Origin of the sequence: Paenibacillus sp. ATY16 (genome assembly GCF_003399985.2) — a bacterium.
In the GTDB taxonomy this organism is placed as follows: domain Bacteria; phylum Bacillota; class Bacilli; order Paenibacillales; family Paenibacillaceae; genus Pristimantibacillus; species Pristimantibacillus glycanilyticus.
The window spans coordinates 417438-433672 of sequence record NZ_NMOK02000004.1 but is presented as its reverse complement, the minus strand read 5'-3'; the positions used below and the strand labels follow the sequence as shown (position 1 = coordinate 433672).

Here is a 16235-nt window from a genome sequence, read left to right as displayed (position 1 = left end):
TTCCCATCACCTATTTTCTCTTAGAAAATGAAATTCATGAACCGGAGCCATCCGGGCCCGCTGCGCCTGATAATACACCTGGATTAAAGTTGGAGCCCCTGGCTGCTGCGACCTTATCGAGAGTCTTGTAAAATGCATAAATCTCGATGCAGTCATAATAGCCATGCCACCCGGCTCAACAACGCTCTCGTAGTCGCTTGCGAAATCCACTCCGTTCGGGCCAACCTCCAGGCGTACAACGGCTGTATTTTTCCCCCGATTCAGTACTGCGTAAGAAAACACCAAGTCCAAAGCCGTGTCTTGTTTGGGCATTGGGACGAATTCATCCGAGGTCGCAGCTTCTTCATACTCAATGGATCGGAAACTTTGACAACAGCTGCCGTCTTTGCCCTTGCGGCAAACACGTCTACGGGGGATATGGCGTTTTCCGGGCTTTAAAGGCTTTTTGCGGCAACGGCGTGGTCTTCTATGTTTGCATCCTGCTGCTTTTCCCATTTCTCCTCTTCTCCTCGATGTCCATGCTTCCATTACTTTATGTGTAAATGAATTTGTCCGCGGCGGCGATTGGCGCCTGTAGATTCACCTAACTTCCGTCTCATCGGTAAATCCCCATACGAATCCGGCTTTTCCACCATATAATGTGGCAAGCATTTCGATACAAGAGGTGGGGACAATTGACATTACTCCGTATTCAACAGCGAGAACAATCCGCTTTATATTTTGCTGAATAACCGCTACAGCAGTCCTGCCATCGTGGCTCCTCCTGAAGAAGACGCTGCTGCGAACGGCCGGTTTTTTATGGTTACTTCGGCTAGCACGGCCGTAGGGGCGGGCTCCAACTTATTGATTCAGATATCCAATCCAAACGGCAGCGGAAGGTCGCTGTATGTTTCAAAAATTAGCGGTGGGGTGCGGCAACGGTGAACCTTTATTCGGGAGGTACGGTCACGGGCGGTACGACCCCAACTCCGTTTAACATGCAGCTTGGCAACGCCACAACAAGCGTGGCTTCCGCAAGGGTTGCCACGGGCAGCGTATCGGGCACGCCAACGTTGTTCTATACCACGCTGCTTGCAGCGGGGATGTTCGAGGTTGCTTTTACGGGAGGACTTATCGTCGCGCAGAACCGTTCCGTCACCATCTCTGTCGGTACCGGTTCCATAACGGCGGCGGCCAATATTTCGTGGTGGGAGTTTTAATGCCGAATAACCCGATATTCGATGGCTCCAATGGGCCCTTGTACGGAGCGGCAGCCAACTCCTACACGCAGCCCGGATCCGAAATTCCGGCTCAGTCCGGCACCTCCGTGCAAGCCGGCGGGGCCTTCGCCATTAACGCTTCTAACAGCTTGTCCTTAGGGGTATTAGGAGGTAGCGTCAATAGCTCGATCCGCATTGCCAATCCTTCGGGCAGCGGCAAGACCGTATACCTTGGACAGATTATCGGGTATACCAACATTTCGTTAAGCCTGCTCTCGAGCTTTTCCGCGCAAGTGACGGTCTACAGCGGCGGAACCGTCGCTTCTCCAACGACCGTAACGCCGGTCAATCTTAACTTGGGAAGCGGGACGGCCAGCGTTGCTTCCGTTACCACCTCCATTAACGCCGTAACGGGCGGGACGGCTTTTACTCTTTATCCGCTGCAGCCGGGGCCGTTCACCTTTTCCGTTGGCGGAGGCGTCGCGGTACTGCCGGGACAGACTTTAACCGTTAACGTAGTAGGCTCTTTGACCGTACTTGGCCTGCTGGGGGTTGGAGCGGAGGTCATCTGGTGGGAGGTTTGAGCTGCACAGCAAAAAAGCCCATGCGGCCTAATTGCGGGCAGCATGAGCTTCTCATTAACGCCGTATGGGATTACAGCAGTTTTTGAATATCTTCGACCATGTTCAGCGGCTCGTCCGTCGATTCGAACCGTTTGATTACATTGCCCTGGCGGTCAATGAGAAACTTCGTGAAGTTCCATTTCACGTCGTTTCCTTCCAGGTAATGAGGCAGCTTCTCCGATAGGAAAGCATGAAGCATCTTTCCGCTTGGCTCCGAGGTGTCAAAGCCGTGGAAAGGAGCCTGCTCCGTCAAATATTTGAACAAAGGATGAGCAGATTCCTCGCGGACATCCGTTTTCGCAAACAGCGGGAAGGATACGCCATAGTTGATCTGGCAGAATTCCTGCACATCCGAGTTCGATCCCGGCTCCTGTTCGCCGAACTGATTGCTCGGGAAGCCCAGAATTTCGAGTCCTTGATCCTTATATTGCTCGTATACCTTCTGCAGATCGGAATACTGAGGCGTGAAGCCGCATTTGCTTGCTGTATTTACGATGACCAGCACCTTGCCCTTGTAATCCTCCAGGCTAACCCGCTGCCCTCTAATTGTATCCGCTTCAAATGAATAAACGCTCATGATGAATCCTCCTCTGAACAAAAATGGTTTGATCAAAATTAAATTGTATACAATTTATATCATATTCCGATACCTTGTGTCAAACATTGTGCTGACCATTACGGATACAAATTTAAGAGGAAGTTTCCCTCTTGCAGCTACCGCTCCACCTCAACGCACCGGGCAACAAAACCAATAAGTCGTCTTGATTGCGGTCAAAAAAAAGAGCGTGCACGCGGCACGCCCCCCCCACTCCTTACATTTCTGCCTTTTGCAATCGCATATAGTCGCCAACCATAGCGAAACGCCACGGGAGAATCATCCCAAACGCGAGCAGGTAGAACAAAGCGCCGGTCTGCGGGATCGACATATATTGCTCGACTACGCTGTGCAGCGCCAGCCGGATGGCCAGCAAGGTCAGCATGATAAAGATAAACGCCTTGGAACGGCGGACGAATATATCGGATTCGACTCTCTCGAGACGTGTCGTGACGATAAGCGGGAACGAGAAGATTAAGAGCCCCGTGCCGAAAGCCGATAACCCCCACAGCCAGTGGATATGGGTAACCGGAAAAGCAAACATGATAAAGCCCGTCGACATGCCAAGCGGCGGTGCGATGATTTTACGCAGGTTCGTCGGCTGTTTGCCCGCCCGCATGCGAAGAATGATAAGCGTCAGACCGGCACATACCGAAAAAACGATGGACGCCACTTGAATGAGATGTGTATTTGCAGATAGCATCGTTATCTATCCTCATTTCAAAATAGGTTAGCTAGATCCATCGTACTGCAAAATTTTCAACAGTGCAAACCTTCATCGCTCGCAAGTTTTTGCCTGTCGAACGATCCAATTAGTAGGATCCGCGGATAAACGGATGAACCTGTTCCTTATAGAATGCCGCAAGACGCTCACGCTCTTCAGCCGTAAACGAAGGCACTTCCAGAGCCGCAAGATTATCCTCCACCTGACGGACGTTGCGGAAACCCGGGATCACGCAAGTGACGGCTTCATGATCAAGCAGCCAACGCAGCGAAGCACGCGTCATATTACCGCGGTCGTCCTCAATCCAGCGCAGCTGGTCGGCCAGCTCAACGCCTTTGGCAAAGCCTAGTCCGGCAAATGTCTCCCCCACGTTAAACGCTTCGCCGTTCTCGTTAAAGCGGCGGTGGTCATCCGCTTCGAAAGTGGACGATGCCGTGAACTTACCGGTCAGCAGACCGCTAGCAAGCGGCAGGCGAACCAAGATTCCCACTCCGCGCCGATGCGCTTCATTGAGCAGCTCAAGCGGCTTCTGGCGGAAAATATTATAGATAACCTGAAGCGCGCGCACATTCGGCTGCTCCAGGCAGAAGAACCCTTCCTCCACCGATTCCACGCTTACGCCGTAATGACGGATTTTGCCTTCCTGCTGCAGCTTGTCCAGCACCTCAAACACGCTTCCATCCTTCAGGATCGACATTGGCGGGCAATGGATCTGGTACAGATCAATCCGCTCGCGCTCCAGACGCTTCAGGCTGGCTTCGCAATAAGCGCGGACCGAAGCCTCCGAATAGGTCGCCGGATCATGAATATCTCCCGCGCGGCAAAATTTCGTCGCAATATAAATCTCATCCTCGCGCCCTTTGGTAGCCTGCGCGAGCAGCTGCTCGCTGTGGCCGTCGCCGTACACGTCGGCCGTATCGAAGAAGTTGACGCCTTTATCGATGGCAGCCTCAAGCGCCAAGAGCGATTCCTTATCGTTGACGTTGCCCCAGGCACCGCCAATCGCCCATGTTCCGAAGCTGATCTCGCTAACTTTCAATTCCGATGAACCTAACCCGCGATATTGCATCCTCTCACCTCACTATGTAATCGGTTACGAAGATAGTGTAACAAAAATAACGGCCGAAGCTCAATCGTCAATCGATCGGCTTCGGCCGCTTAACTTTTCTATGATTAACGCTGGTGCTGCATATATGCGCTGATATCTACGCCAAGCCCTTTCGAAAGGCGGATACCGAATTCCACGTTAGCGCGGAAGAAGTTGCATACGGCACGCAGCTGAATATTTTCGCTTGTTTGCTTCAGGTCGTTTACCAGATTGCTCACCAGATTGTCCCGCTGCTCCGGCGGCAGCGACAAGTAACGCTCCCCTGCCTGCGTGAAATCGTCGGTCTTGTCGATCTTCTGACGTCCGGCATAGCCATGCAACGAGGTACTGCTATCCTTGTACTCTTGAGCTTCCCGCGGACTGTCGGAAGAACTGCTTGGCTCATAGTTAACGGTTGAAGGATCGGCCTTCATCGTCATCGCTCCATCACGCTGATGGTTGCGAACCGGCGCGTAAGGGCAGTTGACCGGAATATGAAGATAGTTCGCGCCAAGACGGTAGCGCTGCGCATCCGGGTACGAGAACAGACGGCCCTGGAGAAGCTTGTCTTCCGAAGGCTCAATGCCTGGGACTACGGCGCTAGGCGAAAAAGCGGACTGCTCGACTTCGGCGAAATAATTGTCCGGATTGCGGTTCAGCTGCATAGTACCGACAAGCTGCAGCGGGTACATATCCTCCGGCCAAATCTTCGTTGGATCAAGCGGATCGAACGAATAACGGTCCAGATGCTCGACCGGCATCAGCTGCACATGCAATTCCCATTCGGGGTAGCGGCCTAATTCAATGGAATCGTACAAATCCCGTGTCGCGTGGTTGAAATCCTTGCCTTGCATCTCGCCGGCTTCGGCAGCCGTGAAGTTGCGGACTCCCTGCTTCGACTTCCAATGGTATTTCACATACGTTATTTTCCCATCTTCATTAATCCACTTGAACGCGTGAACGCCAAAGCCGTCCATTTCGCGGTAGGAAGCCGGGGTACCGTCATCGGAGAATAACCAAGTGAGCATATGGGTCGATTCCGGCGACAGCGTCATGAAATCCCAATAGCGCTCCGGCTCTTGAATATTCGTGCGCGGAGACGGCTTAAGCGAATGCACCATATCCGGGAATTTAATCGCATCGCGGATGAAGAAGACCGGCAGATGGTTGCCGACGATATCCAGATTGCCCTCCTCCGTATAGAACTTTACCGCAAAACCGCGAGGATCGCGTGCCGTCTCCGGCGAACCCGTCCCGTGGATAACGGTGGAGAACCGGACAAATACATCCGTTTCTTTTCCCGCTTCCCGCAGGAAAGCTGCTTTCGTATGGGCACTCATGCTGTTTGCGGCCCGGAATACGCCATATGCGCCAGCTCCGCGAGCATGCACGACGCGCTCCGGTATACGCTCGCGGTCAAAATGGGCAATCTTCTCGATCAGATGGTAATCCTCCAAAAGTGTCGGGCCGCGTTGTCCCGCTGTCCTGGAGTTTTGGTTATCGCCAACTGGCGTGCCTTGATTAGTCGTTAAACGGTTGATCATATCGGTACCTCCGGATTATTTATATTTAGACTTGATCTAAATCTTATAATCCTATTGTACGTTTACGGATCAACGCTGTCATGAACGTTGGATGAAAACCTAATGAAGAACAGATGAAGAAGGTCCCTGCATTCCTCTAATTGCCCCGCTCTTCTACCAGCCGATAGCCGACTCCGCGAACGGTCGCGATATAATGAGGAGCTACCGCGCTGTCCTTCAGCTTGCGGCGGAGCGTCTTGATATGCACATCCACGACATTGCTGCCCCCGAAATACTGGCTTCCCCATACCGCGTCAAACATCGCTTCGCGCGTGAGCACCGCTCCGCCCGAGGTTAGAAACATAAGGAGAAGATCGTATTCCGTCTTGGTCAGCTCAATCCGCTCGCCGCCGCGGAACACCGTCATTTTCTTCAGGTCAACGGTCAGGTCCTTGAACCGGTAGCTGGACAGGTCGGGAGCCTTCCACTCGCCAAGCATCCGGTTAATCTGGTTAAGGGCTTCCTGCGGATTCGAGGGCCATACGAGCAGCTCGGCGTGTTTCGGAATAGCCGCTGCCATAACCCGGGCATCCTCGTGAACCAGATACAGAAGGGATGCGCCGTTGATGGGAGAAGTCTGCGTCATCGCCGCATGAAGGGCATCTACGGCATCGGGAATAAGCGGGTGCGGTGTGGCATCGTAAATAATCAGCTCCGGCTGCAGGCTGCTGACGAAAGCCTTGTTCAAATCGTGGAGCGAGAACAGATCGAAGCATTCCGCCGTAAGCAGATGCAGAAGGCTGCTCATCCGTTCGGGAAAAGGACTAACCGTCATAATCCGCTTGGTCAGGGAACAGGCCTTCCCCCCCATCGACTCGCCGGATGGCGGCCCCTCCATACGGTTATCCTCTACTTGCTGGCGCATAATTCGCATACCCCCTCTAATACAACGTGTGCATCCTGAACTTTAAAATTGGTTTCCGCGGCGATTTTCTTCAGCCATTCCTCGGGCAGCTCAGTCAACACTTCCTCTACGCGCCCGCATTCTTTGCACATAATATGATGGTGATCGTCCATTCTGGCATCATAGCGGCTGACGGCCTCGCCTAGCTTGAGCTCCCGAATAAGTCCGGCATCGGTCAAATAACGGAGCGAATTGTATACCGTTCCGTAGGCAAAGCTGACGCCCTTGTCGCGTAGTCTTTCAATAATATCCGCCGCTGTCGGGTGATCATGAGACTCTTGAACCGCCTCGAGAATCGTTTTGCGCTGTACGGTTAAATTTATCTTGGTCATCATCATTCATTCCTTTAATACAAGTTAATTTAGACTAAGTATAAATCTAAGAGCTAGGAAAGATCAACCGGAACTCACTGCCTATATGCGCTATTCTCCCTCCTTAGAAGGAGTAGCCAAACTTTGCGAAAAATAATTATCAGAATATTTACAAAATTGAAATAATAGTTTATGATAGACCTACACCACACGAGAGGGGATAGACCATTGAAGTAAGTTAGCGATGCATGTCCTCACTATTTCCGGGAAGGAGATCGCAAGGTAAACCGGACATGCGGGAACTCAAATTCGTCTCTTGTCACTTAGGTCCGATTAATACTTATTCGTTAGCAAGATTAAGGCAACGCAAGTTGTAGAATGGAGCGTTACGGAATTGAATAATTGCGATTCAGAAAGGTAAAGGGATTCCGGTTATCATTGATAAGCGGAATCCCTTTTTGCGTGCGTATTTTATAGAATAGGCGATAACAGCCGGGCAATGGACTCTTTGAACTTGTTCATAAGAGGCCGCTTCAAATAATCCTCGAAGGTTAATTCATGACAATCCTGCATGTCAAGGTCAAACAATCTCTCCAGCTCGCCTGCCGTTGCGCTGTCATAGATAAAGGCGTTCATCTCGAAGTTCAGCTTAAAGCTCCGGTTGTCGATATTGGCGGTACCGACGGAAGCAAGCTGACCGTCAATGACAAGCGTCTTCGCGTGCAGGAAGCCCCGTTCGTAAATGTAGCATTTGCCTCCCGCAGCGAGCAGCTCGTTTAAATACGAATGGGTTGCCCAATACACGAAGAAATGATCGGGCTTGCCCGGCAGCATGACCTTCACTTCAATCCCCGACATAGCCGCCGTCTTGAGCGCGGTCATCAGACTCTCGTCCGGGACGAAATAAGGCGTCTGCAGACAGATGCTCTTTTTCGCGAAATAAATCATCTTGATGTAAGCATCCTTAATCTGCTGGGATTCCGAATCCGGTCCGCTTGCCACGACCTGCATGCCGATCGTCCCCACGGCTTGGAAGTGGCGCGGGAAGTAATGATAATCAAGCTCCACCATCCCCGAGGAAGCCAGATTCCAGTCCATCAGGAACTGAGCCTGCATTTGCAGAACGGCTCTTCCCTCGAGACGCAGATGCGTATCCCGCCATTCGCCGAAATACTTGTCGCGCCCCATATACTCATCCCCGATGTTGAAGCCCCCGATATAGCCGATCCGCCCGTCCACGATAACAAGCTTGCGGTGATTCCGGAAATTGATCTTGAGATTCAAGTAAGGAATCCTTGAAGGGAAAAAGGCTGCCGCCTGCCCGCCGGCTTCGCGCAGCTCCTTGAAAAACTTCCGCGGAAGACCTTTGCTGCCGATATGGTCGTACAGGAACCGAACCTGCACCCCCTGTCTCGCTTTTTCCACCAACGCCTGAATCAGGCGGTTGCCAAGCTTGTCGTCGCGCACAATGTAATAGACAAGGTGAATATGATGTTGTGCGGACTCGATATCGCGCAGCAGCGCATCGAACTTGCTTTTCCCCGTCGTGAAGATCTGTACCGCATTGTTCTGCGTATACAAGGAATAGCTGCCTACCAGATTCATATGAATCATGCTCTGATAATTAATGGTAGCGGGATCGTTAAAAATGATGTGCCGCTCCTCTAATTGAAGCTTCTGAGCTTCAATCGAATCTTCAATAATACGCTGGCTTTCGAGCAACATCTTGTTCAGCTTCCGCTTGCGCAGCCGCTGCCCGAGAATAAGATACAGCACGAATCCGACCCCTGGCAGGAAATACAGCACCATCAGCCAGGCCCACGTCGATCTCGCATCCTTTCGCTCGAGGAAAATAACGGTCAATGCCAGCAATATATTCAAGACGATAAAGACCGTGGAAACATCCTGTAAGACATTCATAGCTAGACGAGCCCCTCAATATATGGATAAAAACATTAACTAGAGCATACCTCAAGCAGGAAAGATGTTCAAACCTTACACAAACATTCTTATTAAGAAACAAATATGTTACAATTTTCAGAAAAAAAAGTGCGGGCGGCATAGGAGGAAAAACCATGGACTTACGCAAATTTCGATTAGACGAACCAGCGCTCGGCACATTCAGCGAAGAACGCGACGAATACGAACGGGATTACGCCAGACTTATTCAATCCCCCGCTTTCCGGCGGCTGCAAGGCAAATCCCAAGTGTTTGGCGCCGGATCGGGCGACTATTACCGGACGAGATTAACCCATTCCCTGGAGGTATCGCAGATTGCGCGCGAAGTGGCGAGACGCCTGGGGAAGCAGTACCCTTTTCTGAGCAAAAAAGAGCATCCCGGCCTCATCATGGATCCGTCCGTCGTGGAAATCGCCGCGCTTGCCCATGATCTCGGGCATCCGCCGTTTGGCCATAAAGGCGAAGAGGTGCTGAACCGCCTATTGCTCGAGGAGCATGGCCTTGCCTACGAGGGCAACGCGCAAAACTTCCGCATCCTCATGTTTCTGGAGAAACGCGCAGGCAGCGGCAGCGGCCTGGACCTAACGGCAGCCGTGCTGCTTGCGGTCAATAAATACCCTTATTCCCTGGACGAACCGGGCAGGCTGAAGGGGCTGTACAGCTCCGAATGGCATGCCATTCACCATATCCGCCAGCAATGGGCAATGCCCGCGGGCTGCTCCACTCTGGAAGCTCAATTGATGGACCTATGCGATGACATCGCTTATTCCACCCATGATATTGAAGACGGCATCCGCGCCGGCAAAATTCAAATGAACCGCACGTTCTTTGAGGATCAGCGGCTGATCGACAATCTGGTGCAGGAAATCGTAGAGGATCAAGGCAACATGGACGTTGGCTGGGATCAGGTGGATATTCCGGCGATGGTTAAGCGCGTGCTCGCTGCTTATCTGCAGCAATGGGAAGAGCTATATGCCCTGTACGATCATGAATCGTCCCGGACGCGCAGAGAGATGAAAGCGCGGTGGGTCAGCGTATTTGCCGGGCGCGTCGGAATTATCGAGGATCCGGCAAGAGGCTGGAAGAAGGTGACGTTCGTGCTGGATGGCCAGCAGGATATCGACCTGCTGCGCACGATGGAAATATTGAAGAAGCTTGCGTGGGTAACGCTGATCAAGGATTTCCGCGTACAGCGGCTGCAAATGCGCAGCGAAATCATGATTCGCCGGCTGTGGGAAAGCTTCATGAGGCCTGAGCAAGGCCGCCTGATTCTGCCGCCGGACTGGGTGGCAAGCTTCGAGCAGCACAAGCACAATTGGACCTGGGCCCGCTTTATCGCGGACTATATTTCCGGCATGACCGATGCGTATGCGGAGAAGGTCTATGCCGAGCTGTACGCGAGCAAATCCGGTTCGATTTATGAGATGGACTAACTATTCCGCGGGATTAAGCACAGCGTTCTGCGACAGCGTTGTAATGTAATCGAAGAACCGTTCCGGCTCCACGTCATAAACAAGGCTCACCGGCCGTCCATCCGCCGTCTCGACTGTTCGGCCTTGGCTTGGGCCGTCCGCGATGACGGCGCTGTGGACGGTCTTCATTTCGACCAGGCTTGGATCGCCTACGACCGCGGTCGTCAGAACATCCCACAAGTAGTAAGTGGAGTTGGTTTCCATAAAGACAAGCGGCGGACATGCGGCATAACATTGCCCCACGAAATCCAGCCCGGCATGCCTCCGAAGCGAGGCCCAGCGGTTGCGCACCGGCACGGTAAGCGGCACTTTATTGGTGCTTTCCAGCGCTACGAGCTCGATCTTGATTCCGCTGTTCCATACGCGATCCACCGCTTCCGGATCCCAGAAGGCGTTCCACTCCGCCGTACCGTCATGCTCCGGCTCTTGAACGTTTCCTTTTTCGTTAAAGGTACCGCCCATCCATACCAGCTTGTCGATCTTCTCCTCAATCTCCGGCGCTTCGTCAAGCGCTCTCGCCAAGTCCGTCAGCGGACCGGTGAACAGCAGAGTCACTGGCTCATCGGACGCCAGAAGCTGCTGAATCATATGCTTATGGGCAGGCAATCCCGCCTCGCGCGTATGGATAACGCCAGGTTCGTTCAGAATCGGCAGCGCATCCACGAAAAACGTATGCATCCGCCATTCCGCCGGAAACGGATTGCGTCCTCTCGAATTCGAGCGGGCCACTTCCACTGTTCCGCTTGCTCCCGGCGCTCCGAAACGGTCGATGATTTTGCGGCTTGCCGCCATCCCCGGCTCCAAATAACCGTCTGCCGGAATTACCGATACTCCGATCAATTCGACACCCTTCATCTGCAGAACGAGAAACAGCGATACAAGATCGTCAACCCCCGCGTCATGATTAAAATAAAGCTTTTTTCCCATTGTTGTTCCATCCCTTCATTAGTATAAAACGGCTTTGCGTTTGTCCATCCTAAGGCTAGGAGCCCAAGCTATGTCTCAGCAAGGCTTATGCCTTGAAAGCTTGAATCCTTCGTTTTTACAGGGGCCCCGCAGCATTAACTTCACTTTGTGGGGCAATTTAAGGAGGTGATGATCATCATGGCTAAAGATGTACTGTGCGAAGTAAACTCCTGCAAGTATTGGGCTGCAGGCAATCATTGCGCTGCTTCCTCCATTTATGTAGTGAACAACCGTTCCAAACAAGCTAGCAACTCGGAAGAAACCGACTGCAAAACGTTTGAGCCAAAGATCTAAAAGAACGGGTAACGGCGCACAGCCCCCTGCCATGTATGAATCACACGCATCGGTCGCTGAGCGCCGTCCCATTCGGCTTTATTATTTTGATACCGGAACCGCGTTATAATACTCCTCCAGAGTCAGCCCTTTATCGTCAATCTCCTTAGCCAGCTCCTTGCCTACATAGCGGAGATGCCAAGGCTCGTATTTGTAGCCTGTAATGGCATCCTTGCCCTCTGGATAGCGGATAATGAAGCCATATTCCGGTGCGTGATCCGCCAGCCATTCCGCTTCGGGAGTGCCGCCGAAGCAGTCCGTCGCTGCACACTTGCCGTCGCTGCCGGATACGTCGATCGCAAGACCGGTCTGATGCTCGCTTGTACCCGGGAATGCGCTGTACGTTTTTGCTTTTTCCAACCCATCTCTTGCCACATAGTTATTGAAAAGCTTTTTTTGCGTTTCCTGCGAGCGGTAGGCCGATACGCCTGCCAAATGAATACCGTCTTTCTCCGCGCCGGCAAACAGCTCTTCAAGAGCCCCCGCTGCTTCCTTGCGCATTTTGCGTTTTTCGATTTTCTCGCTGAACGTAAAGCGAACATCCGGATAAACAAGATCCTTCGGCTCGTAGTTGTCAGGCAGCTTGTATTGCTTGTCCACCAGCACGGCTATGCTTGCAGGCTGAGCGACAACCGCATAGCCGTCCTCTTCTCCCGCCGTAGCAATCGCAGGCTTGTCAGCCGGTGTGTTAGCAGGCTTATCCGTCTCGGACGGCGTATCGGAAGGTGCGTCCGACGGTTCGTCAGAAGGCGTATCCGTTGGCTCGTCTGAAGATGAACCTGCAGGCTCATCCGATGCCGTAGGAGAAGGTTGTTCTGAAGTCTGGCTATTAGCCGCTGTCTCTTCCGGAGCCTCGGCCGTCAAATTTTCGTAGCGGATAAACAGAATGACTGCTATAGCAACCACGCATACCGCCAGAAAAGCTAATCCGCGTCTTTTTCGTCTTTGTACGTTTCTTCTCATGCTGCTCTCCTTATTATTGCTTGTTTTTGTGTAGGAACGTAATCGTTCTTTCCTCTCTACTATAAACGAATAGACTCGATAATGTCTTAAAAAGTTGCAACATTTGTTTGCGTCATTTTCCCATCCCCGGCAGAGTGGCCCCGCCTTTGACATTCCTCTTCCAGCCAAGCATAATGATTACAATAGAGATATAAGACATTATGGAACAGGCTGCTTGTTGAGAAGCCTGTTTTATTGTGAAGGGCGGCGAAAACGTGTCAAATCTAGCACCAAAAAGGCTTTTCAGCAAACGACCCATTCTCGCATTCTCACTGATTGTTCTTCTTAAGAGCTTTCTAACCTGGATGGTCGTCTTTGGCGGTCCGAACTGGACAACCCTGCTCAAGGAAGTCCCGTTTGCGTTAATCGTGTTCTGTCTGATTGAATGGTTCGCGACCAAACGAAAGCTGGTCTATTATTTAAGCGCTAACCTGCTCATGACCGCAATCCTGTTCGCGGTACTTATGTATTACAAATATTATGGCGTTATTGTTACTTACTCAGCCCTCAATCAGGTCAATCAGGTTACGGCCGTCAGCAACAGCGTCTTCTCTCTGATGGACCCTTACTATCTGCTAGTCTTTATTGATATTGTCGTCATGGGTTATTATTTGATCCGGCGTCAGAAGGGGCAGTATTGGAAGGCGGCCAGCCAAAAACGTGTTAGCCGGCGCGTTCTTGCCACATTGTTTGGCGTTTCCCTTACGCTTTGCCTGTTTAACATTTTGCCGAACCGCGCGAGCATGAACGAGATCGTCAAAGCGGAGCAGATGGGCATTCTCAACTATGAGGCTTATACGATTCTATCCAATAAAAAGCAGGAGCTTGTCAATCCGTCCGAGATTACGCAGGCCAAGATTAATGAAATAAAACAGATTGAAAAGCCGGCATCCCCTAAGCTGTGGAATGCGGCCTCCGGCAAAAATCTGATCATTATCCAGATGGAATCGTTCCAAAACTTCCTTATCAATCTGAAGATCGACGGCCATGAAATTACGCCTAACATGAACAAGCTGGCCAACGAAAGCTACTATTTCAACAATTTCTATCAAGGCGTTGGACAAGGCAATACATCGGATGCCGAGTTTGTTGTTAACACTTCTTATTATATACCGCCAAACGGCGCGGCTACGCAGGTCTACCCGAAGAAGGAGCTGCCAAGCCTTCCAAGGCTGATGCAGCAGCATGGCTACGATACGGCGACCTTCCATACCAATGTCGTGGAATTCTGGAACCGCAGCGAGCTGTACAAGGCGCTTGGCTTCAACCGTTACTATGACAAATCGTTCTTCGGTGACGAGGATTCCGTTTTCTTCGCGGCCTCCGATGAGGTACTGTACGCGAAGACCGCAGCCGAACTGGAGAAGATGGACCAAGGCGACAAACCGTTCTATGCGCAAGTCATCTCGATGACGGCCCATCATCCGTTCACGATACCGGAACGCAAGTACAAGATGGAGCTTCCGAAGCGGTACGAGGGTACCTTCGTTGGCGATTACATCCGCGCCCAGAATTATGCGGATTACGCGCTAGGCTTGTTCATTGACGATCTGAAGCAGCGCGGCATTTGGGATAACAGCGCTATCGTGTTGTACGGCGATCATCTTGGCCTGCCGATTTACTCGCTGGATCGCGACGACAAAGAATTGATGCAAGAAATTTACGGACGTGAATACGGCTCTGCCGACATGATTCACATTCCCCTTATTATTACCGCTTCGGGTATCACCAAGCCGGAAGTACTCAATCAGCTGGGCGGCCAAGTCGATATTCTTCCTACGGTAGCCAACCTGTTAGGCTTCCCGCTGGACGACCAGATTCATTTCGGTCAGGATATCCTGAACAACACGTCGGTTAACCTGCTGCCGCAACGTTATTATCTGCCGACCGGTTCATTCGTCAGCAGCGATGAGCTGTTCCTCTCCGGCAGCGGATACGAGGACGGCACGCATCTTCCGCTCTCGGGGGCAAGTACCGTCTCCCTTGACTCGGCGGACGATTTCAACCGCGCGCTGGAGCTGCTGAAGCTGTCCGACAGTTATGTGAGCCAGCTTCCCAATTGGAAATGATTCGACAGAAAAAACCGTTCCTTAGTTATTAAGGATCGGTTTTTTTGCGCACTGGTTCCAAGGATTTATTTTAGCTATTTCCGGCTTAATCTACTAATTTTCTCTAGTACAATCCTCTCGCATCTGATAGTATCAGTAAGGGTCTATTTCCAAAATTCTTACATAAGAGAGGAATACGAAATGAAAACTTTTTCCCGTAGTTTTATTGTTTTTCTGGCGGCTATTGTACTGCTCGCGCTTCCGTTCCAGGCTTCCACAGTAAGTGCTGCGTCCGCGGAAGAAACGCTGAGCACATACTACCCTGGTGATATCGAAGATCACTGGGCTTATGACGAGCTCGACAACTTCGTTAATGCCGATTTGCTCAAGGGCTCCCTTGATTCGGAAGGCAATACGATGATTAAACCGGATCTGTCCGTTAGCCGTGCGGAATTCGTAGCCATTCTGGTTCGCGCTCTTGGCCTGACTACAACTGAAACCGGCAAAACCTTCGCTGACGTTCCTGCAGGCAAATGGTTCTCCGAGCCGGTTCGGATCGCAAGCTCCCTCGGTATCGTTAACGGCCTGACCGAGACAACCTTTGGTCCTAACGAACTGATCAAACGCGGCGAGATCGCTACCATGGTCGTTCGCGCATTCGAATCCTCCGTTAAGTTCGAAGGCGAAGCAAAGACCTTCTCCGACGTACCGGAATACTTCGCAACTCCGTTTATTGCGAAAGCAAGCCAGGCGGGCATCGTACGTGGCGCAACTGCTACAACGTTTAAGCCATACGCTAACGCAACCCGCGCGGAAGCAGTCGTTATGGTTCAACGCGCGCTTGATCTGCAAGCGAGCAACCTGCCTGAAGACGCTGCACTTACCGCTCTGATTGATGAATTCGAGGCAAAAGAAGCCGAGGTTGTTAACTCGCAGGACTTCGCTAAGCTTAGCGGCGTGCTGGATAGCTATATGACGGGTTACGCTAAGGCTGAGAACGCCTTTGAATACCAGGATTACTCGGAGCTGGCCAAGGAAGGCTACACGCTTACTTTGGAAATGCTGACTCCGCAAAAGTATGACATCGAATTGAAGACAGACCGTTTCGCAACCATTCATGCAACAGGCAGCACGTACAAAGTAACGGTTAAAGGCAAAACCGATGCCGATACGCAAACGCAGACCATTCCACGAGACGGCTATTATCTGCTGAAAAAAATGGAAGACAACAGCTGGAAAATCTATCTGTTCGCTTCGGATGCTGACGCATCCGGCACGGACGAAATCACGAAATAAGAACGAAGAAGGCTTGCGGATACCCGCAAGCCTTCTTTTTTTGTATGCCAATTATTTTCTCTAGTACTAAAACCTCTCATCTGGTAGTATCAGTATGGGTCATTTTTACAATATCTTTACATAAGAGAGGAAT

General features: G+C 51.6%; 16 protein-coding genes. 6 read left to right on the top strand and 10 right to left on the bottom strand.

What is annotated here, in order from left to right; translation table 11 throughout:
- Window positions 1–6: 6 nt before the first annotated feature.
- The gene (locus CFI03_RS05030; protein WP_248756684.1) at window positions 7–312 is read right to left on the bottom strand and encodes a DUF6385 domain-containing protein; all 306 of its coding nucleotides are present in this window, start codon (window positions 310–312) and stop codon (window positions 7–9) included.
- A gap of 608 nt (window positions 313–920) precedes the next feature.
- Between CFI03_RS05030 and CFI03_RS05025 the strand changes: the two genes are divergently transcribed.
- Together CFI03_RS05025 and CFI03_RS05020 are read left to right on the top strand one after the other, a co-directional pair.
- Window positions 921–1199 carry a hypothetical protein gene (locus tag CFI03_RS05025; RefSeq protein ID WP_248756683.1) on the top strand — a complete coding sequence of 93 codons (279 nt, stop codon included), beginning with the start codon at window positions 921–923 and terminating at the stop codon, window positions 1197–1199.
- Window positions 1199–1783 carry a hypothetical protein gene (locus tag CFI03_RS05020; RefSeq protein WP_248756682.1) on the top strand — a complete coding sequence of 195 codons (585 nt, stop codon included), beginning with the start codon at window positions 1199–1201 and terminating at the stop codon, window positions 1781–1783. The genes CFI03_RS05025 and CFI03_RS05020 overlap by 1 nt, the downstream gene beginning before the upstream one ends.
- 70 nt (window positions 1784–1853) lie before the next feature.
- Here the strand turns inward: CFI03_RS05020 and CFI03_RS05015 are convergent, their stop codons facing one another.
- The 7 genes from CFI03_RS05015 to cls form a co-directional block, all read right to left on the bottom strand.
- Window positions 1854–2399, bottom strand: a complete 546-nt coding sequence (locus CFI03_RS05015; RefSeq protein ID WP_248756681.1) for a glutathione peroxidase — start codon at window positions 2397–2399, stop codon at window positions 1854–1856.
- A 235-nt stretch (window positions 2400–2634) separates the two neighbouring features.
- The gene (locus CFI03_RS05010; protein WP_248756680.1) at window positions 2635–3120 is read right to left on the bottom strand and encodes a CcdC family protein; all 486 of its coding nucleotides are present in this window, start codon (window positions 3118–3120) and stop codon (window positions 2635–2637) included.
- 109 nt (window positions 3121–3229) lie between these two features.
- Entirely contained in the window at window positions 3230–4210 is a 981-nt protein-coding gene (locus tag CFI03_RS05005) for an aldo/keto reductase (protein ID WP_248756679.1), read from the bottom strand.
- A 104-nt stretch (window positions 4211–4314) separates the two neighbouring features.
- Window positions 4315–5772, bottom strand: coding sequence for a catalase (locus CFI03_RS05000; protein ID WP_248756678.1), 1458 nt, complete (start codon window positions 5770–5772; stop codon window positions 4315–4317).
- A 136-nt stretch (window positions 5773–5908) separates the two neighbouring features.
- On the bottom strand, window positions 5909–6676 hold the full coding sequence (locus tag CFI03_RS04995; RefSeq protein WP_248756677.1) for a winged helix-turn-helix domain-containing protein: 768 nt from the start codon (window positions 6674–6676) through the stop codon (window positions 5909–5911).
- Window positions 6661–7047, bottom strand: coding sequence for a Fur family transcriptional regulator (locus CFI03_RS04990; RefSeq protein WP_248756676.1), 387 nt, complete (start codon window positions 7045–7047; stop codon window positions 6661–6663). The genes CFI03_RS04995 and CFI03_RS04990 overlap by 16 nt, the downstream gene beginning before the upstream one ends.
- A 450-nt stretch (window positions 7048–7497) precedes the next feature.
- Window positions 7498–8946, bottom strand: coding sequence for a cardiolipin synthase (gene cls / locus CFI03_RS04985; protein WP_248756675.1), 1449 nt, complete (start codon window positions 8944–8946; stop codon window positions 7498–7500).
- 155 nt (window positions 8947–9101) lie between these two features.
- Between cls and CFI03_RS04980 the strand changes: the two genes are divergently transcribed.
- Window positions 9102–10418: a deoxyguanosinetriphosphate triphosphohydrolase family protein gene (locus tag CFI03_RS04980; protein ID WP_248756674.1), complete on the top strand. Its 1317-nt coding sequence runs from the start codon at window positions 9102–9104 to the stop codon at window positions 10416–10418.
- Here CFI03_RS04980 and CFI03_RS04975 read toward each other — a convergent pair whose 3' ends face one another.
- Entirely contained in the window at window positions 10419–11384 is a 966-nt protein-coding gene (locus tag CFI03_RS04975; RefSeq protein ID WP_248756673.1) for a nucleoside hydrolase, read from the bottom strand. It abuts the gene before it with no gap.
- Between the two features lie 177 nt (window positions 11385–11561).
- Here CFI03_RS04975 and CFI03_RS04970 point away from each other — a divergent pair, with 177 nt between their 5' ends.
- Complete coding sequence (locus CFI03_RS04970; RefSeq protein ID WP_132308684.1) at window positions 11562–11717, top strand: DUF1540 domain-containing protein; 156 nt, start codon at window positions 11562–11564, stop codon at window positions 11715–11717.
- A gap of 81 nt (window positions 11718–11798) precedes the next feature.
- Here CFI03_RS04970 and CFI03_RS04965 read toward each other — a convergent pair whose 3' ends face one another.
- The gene (locus tag CFI03_RS04965) at window positions 11799–12719 is read right to left on the bottom strand and encodes a D-alanyl-D-alanine carboxypeptidase family protein (RefSeq protein WP_248756672.1); all 921 of its coding nucleotides are present in this window, start codon (window positions 12717–12719) and stop codon (window positions 11799–11801) included.
- A gap of 254 nt (window positions 12720–12973) precedes the next feature.
- Between CFI03_RS04965 and CFI03_RS04960 the strand changes: the two genes are divergently transcribed.
- Window positions 12974–14827 (top strand): LTA synthase family protein, encoded by a 1854-nt coding sequence (locus tag CFI03_RS04960; RefSeq protein ID WP_248756671.1) that lies wholly within the window; start codon window positions 12974–12976, stop codon window positions 14825–14827.
- 180 nt (window positions 14828–15007) lie between these two features.
- Window positions 15008–16102, top strand: coding sequence for an S-layer homology domain-containing protein (locus CFI03_RS04955; protein WP_248756670.1), 1095 nt, complete (start codon window positions 15008–15010; stop codon window positions 16100–16102).
- Window positions 16103–16235: the final 133 nt, after the last annotated feature.